Annotated in this window: 13 protein-coding genes and 1 pseudogene; 9 read left to right on the top strand and 5 right to left on the bottom strand. The window is 68.7% G+C overall.

Going from position 1 to position 17,147, the window contains the following annotated elements; genetic code table 11:
* Nucleotides 1-4: 4 nt before the first annotated feature.
* The 5 genes from OG507_RS16625 to OG507_RS16645 all read right to left on the bottom strand — a co-directional run bounded on the left by OG507_RS16625 (nt 5) and on the right by OG507_RS16645 (nt 5,677).
* Entirely contained in the window at nt 5-1,282 is a 1,278-nt protein-coding gene (locus OG507_RS16625; RefSeq protein WP_327367974.1) for a lanthionine synthetase C family protein, read from the bottom strand.
* On the bottom strand, nt 1,279-4,233 hold the full coding sequence (locus tag OG507_RS16630) for a lantibiotic dehydratase (protein WP_327367975.1): 2,955 nt from the start codon (nt 4,231-4,233) through the stop codon (nt 1,279-1,281). Before OG507_RS16630 ends, OG507_RS16625 begins: the two co-directional genes overlap by 4 nt.
* A 214-nt stretch (nt 4,234-4,447) precedes the next feature.
* Nucleotides 4,448-4,627: an FxLD family lanthipeptide gene (locus OG507_RS16635; RefSeq protein WP_016825826.1), complete on the bottom strand. Its 180-nt coding sequence runs from the start codon at nt 4,625-4,627 to the stop codon at nt 4,448-4,450.
* A 188-nt stretch (nt 4,628-4,815) separates the two neighbouring features.
* Nucleotides 4,816-5,004, bottom strand: a complete 189-nt coding sequence (locus OG507_RS16640) for a hypothetical protein (protein WP_327367976.1) — start codon at nt 5,002-5,004, stop codon at nt 4,816-4,818.
* Nucleotides 5,005-5,230: 226 nt separating this feature from the next.
* Complete coding sequence (locus OG507_RS16645; RefSeq protein WP_327367977.1) at nt 5,231-5,677, bottom strand: ATP-binding protein; 447 nt, start codon at nt 5,675-5,677, stop codon at nt 5,231-5,233.
* A 241-nt stretch (nt 5,678-5,918) separates the two neighbouring features.
* Here OG507_RS16645 and OG507_RS16650 point away from each other — a divergent pair, with 241 nt between their 5' ends.
* From OG507_RS16650 to OG507_RS16690, 9 genes and pseudogenes are all read left to right on the top strand, one after another.
* On the top strand, nt 5,919-7,205 hold the full coding sequence (locus OG507_RS16650; RefSeq protein ID WP_327367978.1) for an XRE family transcriptional regulator: 1,287 nt from the start codon (nt 5,919-5,921) through the stop codon (nt 7,203-7,205).
* Nucleotides 7,202-7,741, top strand: coding sequence for a GNAT family N-acetyltransferase (locus OG507_RS16655; RefSeq protein WP_327367979.1), 540 nt, complete (start codon nt 7,202-7,204; stop codon nt 7,739-7,741). Before OG507_RS16650 ends, OG507_RS16655 begins: the two co-directional genes overlap by 4 nt.
* A 90-nt stretch (nt 7,742-7,831) precedes the next feature.
* The gene (locus OG507_RS16660; protein WP_327367980.1) at nt 7,832-8,662 is read left to right on the top strand and encodes an AbiTii domain-containing protein; all 831 of its coding nucleotides are present in this window, start codon (nt 7,832-7,834) and stop codon (nt 8,660-8,662) included.
* Entirely contained in the window at nt 8,659-9,444 is a 786-nt protein-coding gene (locus OG507_RS16665) for an AbiTii domain-containing protein (RefSeq protein ID WP_327367981.1), read from the top strand. Before OG507_RS16660 ends, OG507_RS16665 begins: the two co-directional genes overlap by 4 nt.
* 245 nt (nt 9,445-9,689) lie before the next feature.
* Nucleotides 9,690-10,445 (top strand): DUF5131 family protein, encoded by a 756-nt coding sequence (locus OG507_RS16670; protein WP_327367982.1) that lies wholly within the window; start codon nt 9,690-9,692, stop codon nt 10,443-10,445.
* Nucleotides 10,446-10,544: 99 nt separating this feature from the next.
* Nucleotides 10,545-11,075, top strand: a complete 531-nt coding sequence (gene tcmP / locus OG507_RS16675) for a three-Cys-motif partner protein TcmP (protein ID WP_327367983.1) — start codon at nt 10,545-10,547, stop codon at nt 11,073-11,075.
* 25 nt (nt 11,076-11,100) lie between these two features.
* Nucleotides 11,101-12,213 carry an IS630 family transposase gene (locus OG507_RS16680; protein ID WP_327365137.1) on the top strand — a complete coding sequence of 371 codons (1,113 nt, stop codon included), beginning with the start codon at nt 11,101-11,103 and terminating at the stop codon, nt 12,211-12,213.
* A 35-nt stretch (nt 12,214-12,248) separates the two neighbouring features.
* Nucleotides 12,249-12,845, top strand: a pseudogene (gene tcmP, locus OG507_RS16685) (three-Cys-motif partner protein TcmP); the annotation flags it as partial.
* A 468-nt stretch (nt 12,846-13,313) separates the two neighbouring features.
* Nucleotides 13,314-16,877, top strand: a complete 3,564-nt coding sequence (locus tag OG507_RS16690) for an NACHT domain-containing protein (RefSeq protein WP_327367984.1) — start codon at nt 13,314-13,316, stop codon at nt 16,875-16,877.
* Nucleotides 16,878-17,147 lie beyond the last annotated feature (270 nt).

Raw genomic sequence — 17,147 nt, forward strand, 5'->3', positions numbered from 1 at the left:
TGAATCAAGCGATGAGGAGGCATGCGTCCCAGGCGGACCGGGGTGGTGCGGCGGTGCTGGGCGCAAGGAGGGCCAGGGCTATGCCGGCGGCGCCGTCGAGGAGGCCGTGGCCTCCTTCCTCGTCCTGGATGAGCGCCGTGGCCATGAGTTCGGGGTCGGCGCCCGGCGGGATGACCGCAGCCAGGAGGGCCGGGATAGTGGCTCGGAGTTTTCCCGCGGTCGAGGGGTGGGCGTCGTCTGCCGTACGCGCGGCAGCGTGGGCAAGGCCGGCGAACCCGTGGCAGAGGCCGTTGTCCGTCGTGGCCTTCAGCTGCGCGGGGTCGGTGAGGGCGGCCACGAGCTCGTTCTCCGCGTAGATCTGGCGGCTGGTATCGCCGAGGGCCAGTGCGGCAAGTTGCTGGGCGCGGGCGAGGCCAGCGGTGCCATAGCACCAGGAGGGCCGCCGGGGCGCGGACGAGGCGAGACGCCCCGTCCGCAGCTCGCCCCGAGTGACCCAGTACGGCCAGACCGGTCCACGGTCGGCCCTCTTCTCCTTCCAGCAGTCCAGCCAGGTCAGGATGGTGCGCATTGCCGCGTGGTGCCCGTCGTCCACGGAGCCGTTCCGAGCGGCGAGGGCCAAGAGCGCGAGCACGCCGCCGATGCCGTGCGCCATGCCGGTGTTGGCGTGTCCGCCGGGGAAGCGGTCGTCCGGGCTGCCGGAGGGCCCGGTCTCCGTCCACCAGCCCGGCAGGGTCTCGCCGTGATGGGTGATCGGTTCAGTGAGGCGCACGCAATAGTCGAGAACGGCGCGCATCGTGGAACTGCCGGGGTTTCGGCGCAGTAGGTAGGCGCCGTATCCGGTGAGGCCCCGGATGGCGTCGAACTCGGCGAGCTGCGGCAGGCGTCCGGCGTCGATGCGGCGGTACGCGGCATCGAGACGGCGCCCGACGTCGACGGCGATCTGTCCGTCCATCGCTTTGAGGGCACGCTGGTAGGAGCCGGGAAGATGGTCGGCGGCACAGCTCAGGGCGTGGGCGAAGGCGGACGCCCCGTAGAACGGGTGGCTGTCCGGGCCGCTGGTGAGCGGCTGCCGGGAGGCGGCGGCGAGCCAGTCGTGGGCGCGCTGCCACGAGCCGAGGCCGCTCGCGGCCCGCTCGATGTGCAGGAGCGCCATCCCGGGCGGGCCGTAAGCAAGGTGCTGCCGGTCCGAGGAAAGCGTCCTGGAGCCGAGGGGCACGATGTCGGGGTCGGCAAGCCGCGCGGCGATGGCTGCGACCAAGCCGAGCGCGGGGTGGGCGGTCACGAGGCCCTCCCCCGAGTGCGGGCGGTCCAGGCCAGGGCCGCGGCACGCGCCAGGTAGAGGCACACCTCTTCCTCCGGAAAGTTCACGGCGACGTGGCGCACGAAGTGGACGTGCAACAGGGAGGTCAGGACATCGTCGACGGCGATGCCCTGGGTGTCCGGGCCGGGCAGGTGCGGCCGGTACGCGGCGAGCGCCGTGTCCCGGTCAGCCCATCCCGACACGATGGCGTCCCCGCCCGGGACAGAGCGCAGCGCCGCCCAGTCGTCGCTCGGGTCGGCAAGCCGTACGGCGTCGGTGAACTGCGGGCGCCGAACGGGAGCGGGGGCTTTCGGAGGGATGTGGTCGATCAGCCATCGCGTCCCGGCCTCGGTGCTGCCGAGGAACGCGGAGGCGATGGCAACGGTGTGGGCCGCCACCAGCGTGCGCAGTCCGGGGCACTGTGGCTGCGCGAGCTGGGCCAGGACGGCGCGCGAGTCCGCCCGGAACACCTCCTCGGCCGCCTCCCATGCGGTGCCGGAGCCCCAGCGGCCCATCTCGCGGTAGGAGGTGGGATAGCGCAGGTCGGTCAGCAAGCCGATGCTTCGTAGCTCGTCGGCCCAGGCGCTCACCGTTCGGGCCGTGTCGGCGAAGGCTTCCGGGTCGGGGAGGGCGATGCGTACGCGGAGGTGCTGGTCCGGGTCGCGGAAGCGGATGAACCACCACGGCGGGCTGCCGAGTTGTTCGAGAAGGCCAGGCAAGTACCGGGAGATCAGGACGACTTGGCGTCGATAATCGCCGTACAGAGCGGCCAGAAGAACAGAGGAAGCGGCGGGCGTCTGCGTCTGGGCCGCAGACAGGGCACGGGCACGGCTGGGGGCGGGCAGTAGTGGCCACGTCGGCGGTCGGGTCGCCTTGAGCGGAACTACGACCTCGTGGGCTCGCCCACCGCACCAGCCGTACGCCTCTGGTTCCGGGGCCTCGACGAGCACGGCCAGGCACGAACGGTCGAGGTGTCTGCGCAGGAGCGCACGGTGGCCGGCCTCGCCGAGGTCGAGGAAGAGACGTCGGTCGTCCTCAACGAGATGGACACGGCGCGGCAGCCTCCGCCGGGCACGCCAGTCGCTGAGCGCGGCGTCCCACTCGGCCCGAGGGCGGACATGGCCGGGCAGTTCGGACGCTTCCAGCCGCCAGCGTGCCGGGGCGAGCACAGTGCGGCCGTACCGCAGACGTGGAAGAAACGGCATCGCTGCCGCGGCACCCCAGTCGAAGACGGTGACCTGCGCGCACTGGGCGCGGGACAGTTCAGTGAGGAACCGCACCAGCGGCGGGGTGTGGGTGCGCAGGCTCAACGCGTGCATCCCAACGGCCTCCACGCGGTGGCCTCGCTCGGGGACGGCGAGGTACATGCGGCGGCCGTCGCATCCCACGGCCAAGTCCTCCAGGGTGAGGACGGTGTCCTGCGGGACGCGGTGCTCCTGAAGGCTGATCACAGTGGGCAGGACCTGTGGGGTGCGAGTGACGTGGGCGCTCGCGGGGAGCAGGGGCGGGAAAGAGAGCTGCGCGGGCATGGTGTTGCCGTCTGCGGCCGGGAGGTCGGCAAGCTCGGCGGCCAGGGCCTCGCGGTCGGCGGGGGCCAGCACGCTGAGGAACCGGCCCGTGGAGACGCCGGCGCCACGGGACACGCTCACCATCTCCAGCCGGAACCGCCCGCGCTGCAATTCCTCCAGGCTGGCCGCGTGAACCCGCACTCCGATCTCCAAGTGCGACGGCAACCGGGGCTCGTCGGGACCCACGTCCAGGGCCTCAATCTGTTCGTCCGTGAGGATCACTTCGTCACGGCCGTCGAGCGCGGCGGCCTGAGCCAGTCGTACGAGGGCGTCATCCCGAGCGGAGACGCGGGACCTGCGTGCGCCGGCCGGAGCACCTGGGTAGCCGTCGGGATAGCCGGTGCCACTGTCCGCCACGGCCTCCTTGAGCGGCACCATCGTGCCGATGCCGTACCGCTCGTAGAAGCGCTGGTGGTAATCCTTCCAGGCGGCGGTCCCGTACGGGCGGATGCTCAAGCGGGACAGGACGAGAGCGGCGCGCTCGATCTCTCGGGCGACCGCTTCCGGCAGAACGAGCCGCGCATCCAGGCGGAGGTCGAGCGCGACGGGGTGGCGACGCAGGCCCGAGACGAGGTCTCGCATCCGCGCCGCGACGCTGTCCCGGCCGCCGTACGTGGCGCACTCCTCCAGACCCGCCCGGATGGCGTGGAGTTCGCGTACGGTCTCGGCGACCGGGACGAGGCTGCCGGCGTCGATCGCGTCGAGTTGGCCCACCAGATACCCGAGGGCATCGGTCTCGGTGCTCGGAGTGTGCAGGCCCGTGATCAGTACCCGCCGCCGGATCAGTTCCGCCAGCAGTTGACGCGCCTTCTCGGGATCAGCCTCGGGGAACTCCGCCTGGAGCTTGTCCACGAGGGTGCCGAACCGAATCGGCGCCCGGGTCGCGGCCAGGACCGCGCGCACCGGTCCAGTCAGGGCCAAAGACGCTTCGACCGCGCGAGTCCGGTCGTCCTTAACGTCGGGCTGGAACGGCACGATGAGCCGGTCTCCCCGGTACATCACGGTGTTGTTGATGACGACGGGCAGCCGTTCGAGGAGGTCCGGGCATGACTCCAGCCGTGTGACCAGGGCCGCCAACCACTCCGCCCCTGCCCGGCCGACGGCCACGTGCTCCTCGCCCCAGTCGGCCCGCGCCTGCGGACCGAACGCCGCGGTGGCCACGCCGGCGAACAGGCCGAAGGGTGTCGCCCGGTGCTGGGCCCGCAGCAGGTAGCGGGCCACGGACAGCGCCGCGCGCTGCACATCCCGGAGGGCTGGGTGCTCGGCCGTGCACAAGGCCCCTACCTGCTCAGCCAGGACCGGGCTGGAGTACCGGAGGGCCTCGGCGACATCCCTGTCCGCCCAGGCCGCGCGTAGCCACGACACACGGGCAAACGAACCACTGGGCGAGCGGTCGTCGAGGTCAGGGCATGGAGGAATCGGCAGCGAGGGCCGGGCCACGGCGCGCACGAGAACAGTGGAAGCGGTGCGGAACGCTGCAGGCGGAGCAACCACCAAGTACCTCCGTAGGTGAGGGGGGCGGCTGGTGCCGCCGCGCGGAGACGCGGCGGCACCAGCCCTGGGTGATCTGGAGTCCAGGTCAGGCGACGTTGGTGGTGCAGGCGCCGCAGGTGGACCCGCAGTTGTCGTCGGTCAGGTTGACCAGGCCAGCCGGGTCGGCGATCTCGACGAGAGAGACATCCAGGTCGAATCCGTCCGACGCCCCAGGGATCTGCGGGCGTACTTCCGTGCGGCTGGGAACTACGGTGCTGCGCGTCATGCTTCAACTCCTCGTAATCGTTGTGGTGTTACTGGGCTGGAGCGCCCACCAGGTGCCGCCACGGGAGCGCTGCCAGCGGCTGCTCCCCTGACGGCTCCTGGCCGCCCGGCGCGAGGGGACGTGCTCCGCGTAGGAAGTCCTCGCGGGCTGCCTCCCTCACGCCGGGAAGTCGTGTGCCGGGAGACTGATCAAGCGGATGCCGGTCGCCGCTCCATGAAGTAGGCGAGCGCCTGCGCCTTGAGGCGATCGAGGCACGGCTCGCACGTGCAGAAAAGGGCGTATTGCCCGTCCCACTGCACCGGGCCGAGCCAGATCACCAGGACTCCCGTACGCCCGCAGCCGAGCCAGCAATCACCGGTGATCCACGGCCACTCCATGAAAGGACGTCCCCTTTCTCAGCTGGTCGGGATAGTCGATTGGTGGCCTGGCAGTTGGGAGCGCAGGCCCAGAGCTGGAACGGCAGGCCCCGGTGGCGTAGATCGCCCAGCCGTCGACCGCTTGCTCCCAGCGGCCGGGCGCAGAGGGCGCAGTCCATGGCCATCTGCTGGCGGGACCGGAGTCGGGCGAGATCCGGAAGGGGCGAGGGTGCCGTGGCCGAGATGCTCACTTGCCGCCCTCGGTACGGAGTTCCGCCCAGACCTCCTTGCCCCAAGGGCGTCTGCCTGAGCCGTGCAGGTCGTAGCCCCACCGGTCGGCGACGGCATCGACGAGGAGCAGCCCGCGCCCCGACTCGTCGTCGTCAGCCGCCTGGCTGAGTATGGGCAGACGCGATGGTTCCCGGTCCACAACCCCGACACGCAGTCGTGTCGCGCTCGGCCGCCCAACCGTGAGGCGGATCTCGGGACACGGAGTGTGCCTGGAGGCGTTCGCGATCAGCTCTGTAATGATCAGCGCGGCGCGGTCGGCGAGGCCGTCGAGGTGCCACACGTCGAGGACGTCTCGGACGAGTCGACGGCCGAGCTCGGCCGTGGACGGCTCGCACGGGAAGGTCTGGCTGTACGTGGGGTGGCCGACGGAGAGGGCCTCAACTGGTGTTCTCGCACTCGTCATTGGGGCAGAGCCTTCGTGTCGTCTCGGCGCCCGGCCCGCCCCCGCGGGGGAACCTCAGGGGCGGTCCGGGCCGTCAACAGCCGCCCGCACGGTGGGGCGCGGCGGGCGACCAGCACCCAGACAACTCCCTTCACTCGCCAGTTGGTTAGGGTGTTCAGCCACTCAGCCGACGGACTCACCTAGGACGTTTTGACCTCTCCTTTACCTGGCGGGTGGGGATCGCGCGGGCTACCGTGCCCGCATGGACACCACCCGCAACACCGTTCTTGAGGCGTGGATGACCGAACACGGCTACAGCTCCAACAGCCTCGCCGAGGCAGTGAACAGGGCCATTGAACGGTTGACCGGGCGCCCTGGAGGACTCGACGGTTCATCGGTCCGGGCATGGAAAGCGGGCCGCGTCGTGTGGCCAAAGTCAGCCGCCCGCAAGGCACTTGAGGGCGTCACCGGACTACCCGCCGTCGCTTTAGGGTTCGTGCCACGGAGCCGGCCTTCGTCCGCCCCGGTCCCACCGCAGCAGGAGGATCCCGACATGAAGCGCCGCACCCTCGTCGGCAGCATCGCAGCGGCGGCCGCAGCAGCAGCCGCCGCTCCCGGCACCGTATCGCCGCGCCGTATCGGCATGAGCGACGTCAACCGCCTCAACAAGCGCTTCGCCGAGATCATCGCCAGCGACCACCGCCACGGCGGACAACTCGGCATCGAACAGCGGGCCGCCGCCCTCGCCGAGGAGGCGCTCAACCTCCAGAACGCCGGCAGCGCCACCCAGCGGGTACGCAGCAACCTCTACGCCTCCGCAGCCGCCTTCCGCTCCTCCGCGATGTGGGCCGCCATCGACGGCCGACGCTACGACGTCGCCAAGGCGCACATGCGCGAGGCCCAGGCCCTCGCAGAGATGTCCGGCGACCAGGCGATCAAGTTCCGCATCTGGAGCCACGCGGGCACCATGTACCGCCACATGGGCCGTCCCGCCGACGCGCTTGCCGCCAACGACGTAGCCCGCAACCTGCACCTCACCCGCCGAGACCCCCTGTTCGCGTCCCTCGGCCTGGCCCGCCAGGGAGCCATTCACGGCACGGCACAGGACCGCACCGGCACCCGCCGGGCCTTCGAGCAGGCGCAAGACGCCATGCTGCGCGCCGACCCCGCCAACTACCGGCCGGTATGGATGCTCGCCTTCTACGACCAGGCCGAACTGGACTCCCTGGCCCTCTCCGCACACTTGGCACTCGGCGACTACTCCACCGCCGAGTACCACGCCCACCGCTGCCTGTCAGCCCTACGACCCCACATGATCAGGTCCCGGGCCATCACCACCACCCGGCTCGCCCACGCCCAGCTCGCACAAGGCGCCCCCGATGCCGCCACGGCCACCGCGATGAAGGTCCCCGCCGAAGCCGCCACCCAGCACGCCAGGGTCACGCGCATGCTGCAGGAGTTCGGAGCCGCACTGCGCGCCACCGCGCCGGGCACCTCCACCGTGCAGACTTGGACCGAGCACACCGCCGCCTGGAGGATGACCGCATGACCACGGCGCCCGCCATCGAGCTACGCACCTTCACCACCCTTGAAACCGCCCGCGGCGACCTCCTCGACGTGTACGCCGAAGTACGCGCCCCACTCCTCCACCTGCCGAACTACGCCGTCACCGCGTTCGGCAAACGCCTGGACCGACACGGCTCCGAGCCGGGGTTCACAGCCGTCCTCGCGTACGCAGACGGACATCCAGTCGGCTACGCCTACGGCAACACCATCGAGCACGGCGACCGCTACTGGCAGCGCACCAGCCCGACGCCGGCGGAGAAGTACACCGAGCGCCCGGCCGTGGCCCTGAAGGAGATCGGCGTCCGACCGACCTGGCGGAAGACCGGCACCGCCCGCCGCATCCACGACGCCCTCCTCGTCACCCGCGACGAGCCCTTCGTCACGCTCATGGTCAACCCAGCCGCTGGGGACGGAAAGGTCCACGCGCTCTACAAGTCGTGGGGGTACGAGGACATCGGCCAGAGCCAGCCGTCACCGGCCTCGCCGGTCCTCAGTGTGATGATCCGGGCCAGCCACTGACCAGCCAAGACTGAACCGCCGCGGCGTGGCTGAGCGGCGGAACAACGAAGTCAGCCGGTGTTGTCAGTGGGGCAGTGCAGACTGGATGTCGTGACGACACCCGACGTCCGAGGGCTGGAGCAGCTTGAGCGCACCGTCCTGGACGACACCGCTTCTCTCGCGACCGCCCTCCGCCAGTGCCTCATGCTCGCTGGCTACGCCCACCATGCGGAACTGCGTGTCTGGGCGCTGAAGGAGCTGGAAGGGTACACGGCGACGGATGAGCTGCCGCCGTACCGCAAGGTGCCAGCAGCGCTCGAAGTCGCGGTGGATCTCAACCTCCCGGGCCAGATCATTCAGGGCAACACCCGGCGAATCAGCCCCCACCAACTTCCCCAGCACGCTCGTGATCGCCGTATCGGGGAGAGCGCACCGATCCGGCAAGGCGTCCGAGAACTCGAAGCCTTGGTCGCGCACGGCGACCGGGTGCTACGTCTCAGCCCGCCTGGCTCCGCGGAGTACGTCCTGCAGATGACGCAGGAGCAGCATCGCCTCGGCAACGAGGCCGCCGACATCACGTCTCTGCATTGGGATGTCTCCGTGGCCAGCGTCGAGGGCGTCCTCGACCACATCAGAACCCGTCTGACCCAGTTCGTCGCGGAAGTGAGAGCAGCCATGCCCCCCGGCCAGCAGAACCCCGACCCCAGCCAGATCGACTCGGCCGCGCAGCAGGCCCTCAACATCACGGGAGGTGACAACTCCACCTTCCACATCGTCGCTCCGAACGCGAAGGCGGATCGTGGCAGCACCGCGAACGCCAACGTCAACGAGTCCGCAACCACGACCCCCCAGCCCTGGTGGCACCGCACCACGGTGATCTGGGGCGCCGTCGCGGCGCTCGCGGCCGTCGCCGGCGTCATTGCCACCGTGGTCGTGAAATGAGGCTCCGTAGAAGCCGCCTCGACCGATTGGAGGCGGACGTTCTAGACGAGAGACGTCCTCTCGCCCCGATCCTGCGCCAGGTGATCGCCCTGGGTGGACACGCTCACTCCGAACCGTTGAGAGCATGGGCACTGCGCGAACTCCAGGGCTACGAGGGCATCGACGTACCACTTCCCGATTATCGACGCGTATCGGCGCCTCTGGTGATGGACGGCTTTGCCGGGATGTACCGGTTCAAGGAGCAACCGGTGAGCATGTTCGACCTCCCGGATTTCGCCCGCGACGACCTGGGCAGCGAACTCCGCCTCGGTAAGGGAGTCGGCCAGATCGAATCCCTCGTCGCCGGAAGCGCTGGCCAGACCGTACAGCTTGGGGACGCCATGGCTGCCGACCTCGCCGTGCTCATGAGCCAGAACTCCCATCGTCAGGTGCTCCGGTTGTACTGGGCCGTCCACCCGTCGGCCCTGGAAGGCGTTCTCGACCAGGTGCGCACCCGACTCGTTCAGTTGGTCGGGGAACTACGCGCCACGATGCCTCACGGCCAGCACGATCCGACTGCCGCCCAAGTCGCGCAGGCCCTCCAGAACATCAACATCGTGGCAGGCGACAACTCCTCCGTGACCGTCACTGCGCCCGTCGCCGTCGCGCACCGTCGCGGATCAGCCCGAACCGAGATCGCCGGAGGACCGCAGCAGAGCTTTCCGCAAGCAGCAGTTGCATGGACAGTCTCGATCACCCTCCTCGCCGTTGCTGCCGCCGTTGCCTGGAGCGTGTGGATCTGATCCCAGCCGTCCCACGAGGGCGCATCCAGGGCAGAGGGGTGCATTCGGTCGAACTGGCCAAGTACCCAGCTGCACACTCGTTGACGATGACGCCGGGGGGGACCCTCTTCACAGAACATGCATTCGACCTGAAAGATGGGGGCGATCGCGTGTCAGTTCGGCACGTCGCTCGTTAGGCAGCGCAGTCGAAGCGCCGGGTGGGAAAGCGCTGATGACCAGTGTCCACCCGCTACGGGAGGGGACCCATGGGCGATCGCAGCACAATCGAGTGGACCGAGGCGACCTGGAATCCCACCACAGGATGCGACCGGATCTCCCCCGGGTGTGACAACTGCTACGCCTTGACGTTATCCAGGCGCCTCAAGGCCATGGGTGTTGCCAAGTACCAGACGGACGGGGATCCCAGGACATCCGGCCCGGGCTTCGGCCTCGCCCCTCACCCTGACGCACTGGCCATCCCCCGTCAGTGGAAGGCCCCACGGATGGTCTTCGTCAATTCCATGAGCGACCTCTTCCACGCCAAGGTCCCCCTGGACTTCGTCCGGCAGGTCTTCCAGGTGATTGCCGAGACACCCCAGCACACCTATCAGCTACTGACCAAGAGAGCCCGCAGGCTGCGACGTGTGGCTGACGAACTCGACTGGCCCTCCAACCTGTGGATGGGCGTATCCGTCGAAGATGCAGAGCACCTGGATCGTGTCGACGACCTTCGACACGTTCCCGCTGCCGTGCGCTTCCTTTCCTGCGAGCCGCTTCTCGGCCCGCTTACCGGTCTGCAACTGGACGGCATCGGCTGGGTTATCGCCGGAGGCGAGTCCGGGCCCCACCATCGCCCCGTACAGGAGGAGTGGCTGGTGGACATCCGCGACGCCTGCAATGACGCCGGAGTGCCCTTCTTCTTCAAGCAATGGGGTGGCCGCAGCCCGAAGTCAGGGGGCCGCGAACTCGACGGAGCGACCTGGGACGAGATGCCGCCCCGACTGCCTGTCGCAGCCCATTAACGGCCAAAGTCCAGCAGACGCCGTACGCACTCTGGTGGCACATGGCAACGGTGTGTGACCCTCTCCCTAGCGGGGCCGACGGGAGTAGGGGGACCGATCGTGGCCGTACCGAAGGATGCCGTGTGGGAACGCGATCCGCACACGGCGGCCAAACATGACTTACTGAAGCAGTACTTGGCGGCATGGGCGCCGATTCTGCTGTCACGACTCGACGTGATCAGTTACGCCGAAGGCTTCGCGGGTGCTGGCGTCTACAAACAGGGCGAGCCCGGCTCCCCGGTCATCGCTTACGAAGTCTTCGCCGACACTCTGCACAGGTTCCCGAAACGTATGCGCGTGATCCTCATGGAGGAGAACGCTCGGCGCGTCAAAGAGTTACAGCGCCAGATGGAGCTCGTCCGCTCCCGGCAAACGGACGGCATCACCAAACGAATAGCTGTGGACATACGTCACGGAGATTTCCACCCGGCCCTCCTCCAGAAGCTGCGGGGCATCGGAGCATTGGGGAAACCCCTCTTCGTCCTGCTGGACAGCTTCGGCGGACCTGATATCCCCTTCTCGCTCCTCCAGGAGCTGGGGCGGCATCCCAGCACCGAAGTGATGGTGACCTTCGAGCCTAGTGTCTCGTGATTCCGTCAGCGTTACTTGATCTTGTATGGCAGGGTCTCTTGGTGTGGAGATCTCCGTGGAACAGGCCGCCGAGTTGCGGGAGTTGGTGAACAGCCGGGACGTTCCTGCGGACATCGCTACGCGGGGCCGGATCGTTCTGTGGTCGAGTGAGGGGCGTCGGCGCAAGGACATTGCGGAGCTGCTCGGGGTGTCGCTGCCGACCGTGGACCGCTGGAAGATCCGCTATGCCGAGCAGGGCCTGGCCGGGCTGGAAGGTGAGCGTCCCGGTGGCGCGCGGGAACAGGTGCCGGCGCGGGTGCGGGCCCGGGTGATTGCGCTGACGCGCATGACGCCGCCGGACGGCACGGGGCTTTCGCGCTGGTCCACGCGGGAGTTGGCGAAGTATCTGGAGCGGGCCGAGAACATCACCGTGTCCTGGCACTACATCGCGCGCGTCTGGCGGGAGGAGAGCCTGAAGCCGCACCGGTCCGGCACCTTCAAGATTTCCAAAGATCCCGCGTTCGCGGAGAAGGTGGCCGACGTGATCGGCCTGTATCTGGCCCCGCCGGGCGGCGCGGTGGTCCTCTCGATCGACGAGAAGACGCAGATCCAGGCGCTGGACCGGACCCAGCCGGTGCTGCCGGTCGCCTTCGCGGCGAGCGAGAAGCGCACCGCCGACTACGTCCGGCACGGCACCACGAACCTGTTCGCCGCCCTGAACGTGACCACTGGTGAAGTGCTCGGCGAGTGCAGGCCGACCCGGAACGGCAAGGATTTCCTGGCCTTCTTGAAGAAGGCGGTGAAACCGCACGCCGGGAAGGACATCCATGTCGTCCTGGACAACCTCTCGACGCACACCACCCCGGAGGTCAAGGAGTGGCTGGTCAAGAACCCGCAAGTCCACTTCCATTTCACTCCCGTCGGTTCCTCGTGGCTGAACCAGATCGAGATCTGGTTCGGAATCCTGACCCGGCAGTCCATCCGCCGCGGCACGTTCTCCAGCGTCAACGTCCTGATCAAACAGATCCGCGACTACATCAACTCCTGGAACACGACAGCGAAACCGTTCACTTGGACCGCGACCGCCGGCGAGGTCCTCGCGAAGGTCCGACTCGTCGCGACCAACGTGAAGAAACTCGTTAATAACAACTCGAACTGACATGAACAGGATCACGAGACACTAGCTTCCTCACCCGGTTCGCCGAGAAGCACGACGGCCACCGCCAACTCGGCGACGAAGCCTTCGGAAGCCAGGAGTGGCAAAGCGTCTTCCAACAGCCGCCGTCAGGCAAGTTCACCTTCCTGCGCGAGCAATACCGGAACACCCTGCGCCAGGCCGGCTTCACGCACACGCTCTACTTCGAGATGGTCGACGAGGGCGGCAGGATGCTCTACCTGATCTTCGGCACCCAGCACGAACTGGGACTGGAGAAGATGAAGGACGCCATGTGGAAGGTGGACCCTTCCTATGGCGTCCGCTACCGCGACCCCAGGGACACTCAACAGCAGATGCTTGATCTCGTGTTCGAGCCGGATACGGCTCCGCTGCGACGGATCCTGCACGACTTCATCTCCGAAATGCCCGATGGGCGAACCATCCCCGAGCTCAAGCGATACGCCCTGTTGGAAACCGTCTATCGGCCCGCCCAAGTGATCGAGGCCATCCGACAGTTGCGTGAGGCGGGGGCCGTGACAACGGAACCTCGTGCCATCAACTCCAAGACGCGAGTGAGCCTGGCTGCGACGCCGCCCACTACCCGTCCGTCAGCCGAGCAAGGCGCCCTCTGGTGAGAGGCCGCGAGGGCACATCCAGGGCACATGAGCCTGGGAAACGGCGTTGACCTGTGAGAACTGCCGAGAGGAGTTCTCACAAGTCAAAGCGCATTTCCTTGCGAAACAACAGGTCAGCGCCCTCCCTTCACCAATCGCTGCGCAAGTGGCAAGAGACAGCTCTCCGCCACCAGCAGGGTGAACCGGCCCCGGTTCTGGTGGAGGCTCTGATGTGCTTCGTGCTGATGCCCGGCCACGCTGGTAGGACGGCAAGCAGGAGCCCCGGCTGCGGGACTCGCGGTACTGGTCCGGGCGGACGCTGATCGCGCCCGGACTTTCACAGGGCGGAGACCACGAGGGCTCAGGCGCCCGAACGCGAACCGTCCTTGTCTCGCCCCCGCCTCTCAGTGTGACGTCTTACCATGAGGCGGTGCTCCGCCGGAGGTTCGGGGCAAGCAGTGTGGGTCGGTCGGACGGGGTACGGTCGGGGTGAGCAGGGCGGGGCAGGCTGGGGAGGTCGGCAGTGTCTTCCGATGCGAGCTGGCCGCGCACTTGGCCGTACACGGGCTCCGTGGCCGCCCGGTGTCGGGGCTGGTCGTTCCCGCAGGGGTGTGGCCCGTCCGGCTGGACTTCGAGACCAGCGACCCGACCGACGACATCCGTGTCACCTTCTCCGACGGGCGCCGCGCCTACGTGTCCGCGAAGCGGAAGATCGACCGAGGGCGTCCGCTGGAAGAAACGCTGACGGGGTGGGTGGGACAGGTTCCGACGCTCGGCCCCGACGATCTTCTGGTCATCGCCGGCGAGGAACTCGTCGGGCCGGTAAAGAACCTCGACCGGGCTCTGCGACGCCACCGTGCGGGCCTGCGCATGGAGACTGGTGACGAGTCCAGGGCCCTCGCGCTCCTCGCCGACCGGCTTCCTTCACGGGTCCGCGGGCTCGTCCTCGACCGGGCGCGTGTTCTCCACCTACCCGGCTCGACCGGACCGGCACCGCACCGTGACTTCCTGGCTGCCCTGATGGACCTCGTCGTGGCAGACGCGCAGGGACACCGTGCCGTGAGCGCCCTGGCCGACTTCTTCCATCGGCAGGCGGGCGAGGCGCTCGGGAGTTCCGCCGAGGACTGGGTTGCCGCCCTGACCGCCTCGGGGGTGACCGTGCTCCCGGACCAGGGGGGTCCGGTGGCGATGCGTCTGGCCTCCCGTCGGAACGCCGTCGACTCGTACCGCACCCGGCTTACAGCGGAGGCCGGACGGATCGACCTCAGCCTGCTCGCCGATGACCTCCCGCCCCTCGTCGTCGACGACCTCATCGGCGGCCTCCGAATCGACGTGGAGGGCGAGCGCACCTCCTCCTTCCTCCACCGATACATGAGGCGCTGGCGCCGCATGCTCATCGTGGGGCAACCGGGCTCAGGCAAGTCTGTGGCGGTACGTGAGATCGCGGCCCACTGCGCCAGCCACGCCGACGCCCCCGCCCCGATCCTCGTGTCGCTGCCGCGTCTACTGAAGGGACAGCCGCGACGCCTGACCCTCGACGGCCTGGTCAATGACGCCGTGGCGGACACCGTGCAGGACGCGGACCGGGGACCGCTCGCCGCGTACCTCCATGAGGAAATCGGTCAGGGGCGCGTGCTCCTCCTCTGCGACGGGCTGGACGAATGCGGGGCGCGCGCGCCGTGGGTCGCGCAACAACTCGAAGAGATTCTCGCGTCTCTGCACCCCTCCTGCGGGTTCGTGGTCACGACACGGACGAACGGGCAAGGGGCCGCGGCGCGGCTCGGCCTGCCCCGGGTCGAGCTCGCGCCTCCACAGGATCTCGACGCAACGGTCGACAGCATCCTCGTCGCCTGTGCCAAAGCACGGATTCCCGGGCCGGACCGAGCAGCCTTCCTTGCAACGCGACGCGCCTGGATCAAGGATGCGAAGAAGGAGCACGCGCATCTGCTCGCGGTGCCGCTGCTCGCCGCTCTGCTCGCCCTCGTCTGCGCGGACGCGCCGGACGCCGACCTTCCCAAAGGGCGTGCGGCGTTGTTGCACCGCGCGGTGGAACAGTCCGTGCACCGGTGGGAGAGGCTACGGGGGACGCTCGACCCGGCCCGGCCCTGGGCACCCGCCCTGACGACGGGCATGCTCCTCGACGGATTCGTCACGCTCGGACGGCTCCTCGACGGCGAGGCGACTCCTCCAGCGGGACGCGCCCTCGAGTCACTGACCGGCATGCTGAGGGCCCCGCTGCGATGGGCCATGCCGCCCGCCGCAGCCGGCGAGGTGGCGGAGCACGTGCTCCGTTTCTGGGACGAGCACGTCGCCGTGTTCGTGGTGAACGGCGCGGGCGAACTCACCGCCCGCAGCAAGGTCTTCGCTGAGATCGCAACGGCCATGTGGGCACGGTCGTGCGGGGCAGAGGAACTGCGGGACTGGCTGCGCCACGCCCTCGTCCACACGGACTCCGACGGGGCTATCGCACTCGCCGCCGGACTCGATTCCCGTACGGCTGAGGCTCTGCTCGATGTCGGCGAGACACAGCGGGAGGCCACCCTCATGGTGGCTGACCTCGCGGCGCGCGGTGTCGTGACTCTTTCCGACGGCGAACTGGAACGGGCCCTGGACCACCTCACGGACGGTGCTCTTGGCGCGCTCGCGGGCGAGCCGGTACTCCCGCGCGGCCCTGGCAAACCCCCGGAGCTCTTCCCGGCGCTGTGGGACAAGACGCGTGACGCGGGGCCCTGGCCCTTCGTGGAGGCCGCGTGTCTGCTGGCCCTGCCCTCGACATCGCGGCGTCGGCGAGCGGACCTTGTGGAACTGTCCGAGCTCGATGGCACCGCCGAGTCGATCGCCCGGGCCCTCTGCGCGCTGACGGACGCCCGCACGGACGCGGCCCCCTTGGGCGGAGCGGAGATCGACGCGCTCCGCGGGGTGCTGGCGCTTCCCCTGCCGCAGGACTCCGAGATGGTGCAAAAAGGGCGTCGCAGTTGGGAGATGGTCGGCGGCGGCCGCCTCACACCAGGGCTCGAGCAGGTCGCCCTAGGCGCGGCCGAGCACCTGGGAGAGCTTCCCGACGACGCGGGTGAGTACGTGTTCGCCCTCGCGATGCACACGCCTGGGTACGTCGCCGAGAGGATCTACGCCGTACTCGCACGCGCGGGATTCGACACGAGTCGGCGTTGGGGGAACATCGCCACCCAGCTGCGAGACTGGGCATCCGGCGCCTGGGACGACAGAGCGGTTCTCCTCTCGGACCTCGTGTCACTCCACGGCCCGTGCCCGGAGTCCACAGGTGGGGACTTCTGGTCGCTCACCGCCCTCGGCGACCTTCTCGCGGCGACCGGATACTCTGATTCCCCGGCGAACGAGATCGACCGCGCCTTCGCCCACGACAGCGCGGCGGAACGCCGGGCGTGGCTCGACGCGATGGCTGACGCGTACGGCATCGACAAGGCGGCCGTGGCCACCCAGGCTCGTCACCTCCAGCAGATCACCGCGCCCGATGCCCTGCTGGGCGAATGGCTCGTCGCGGGCACACCGCCTCTGGTCAAGCCCTCGCCCATCCCCGGCGTCGGGCAGGTCCTCACGGACGCCCAGCAGACGGCGTTGCTGGCGTGCCTGGAAGCGGACTCCTCGTGGATGGCGTGGTCGGCGGCGAACGTGCTGATCAACCTGGAGGGAGGTCGTGTTCCGTGGGACGGTCAGGAGCTGTTAGACAGGGACATGACCCATTGGCCTCGCCACCGGGCGGCCCTATTCCACGCCGTCGCCCTCATGACCTCAGGCGATCGGCGCCCTTCGCTCCTGGCACGGGCTGCTTCCTCGGAGTCGGCAGACCACCGAGTGGCGGCGAAAATACTGATCTCTGCCGTACCGCGTCTCGACCCCAACGGTTCGATCGTGGAGGCGCTACGCCGGGACACCGACCTGTCGGTCCGTCCGAAGGACGCGCATCAAGCGACGCCTGGCCCGACGCACTGGAGTTGCAACCACTGCCGGACGGTCCAGGCCCTCGACACAGAGGACTGTCCGGGGTGTGACGACGGTGTGCGCCCTCGGTCCTGAGGGGTGGGTCAGGAGTGACGGCCGCGCGCGGCGCGTCGAGTGGAGGCAACCACCGCAGACTGCCTGTGGCCGCGAAGTGCGTGAGCGATGCGTGAGCGGATAGCTCGGCACGAGACGTCATGAGCGGGATCGTCCACGATGTCGGGTGACGCTGACCAGGTAAGACAGCACCACCCGTCATCATCGAGCATCCCCCGGCAAGGATCCAATCCCACTCCTAAAGCGGGTGTCGCAGGTTCGAATCCTGCCGGGGGCACAGCAGAGCAGCAG

Origin of the sequence: Streptomyces sp. NBC_01217 (assembly GCF_035994185.1) — a bacterium.
In the GTDB taxonomy this organism is placed as follows: domain Bacteria; phylum Actinomycetota; class Actinomycetes; order Streptomycetales; family Streptomycetaceae; genus Streptomyces.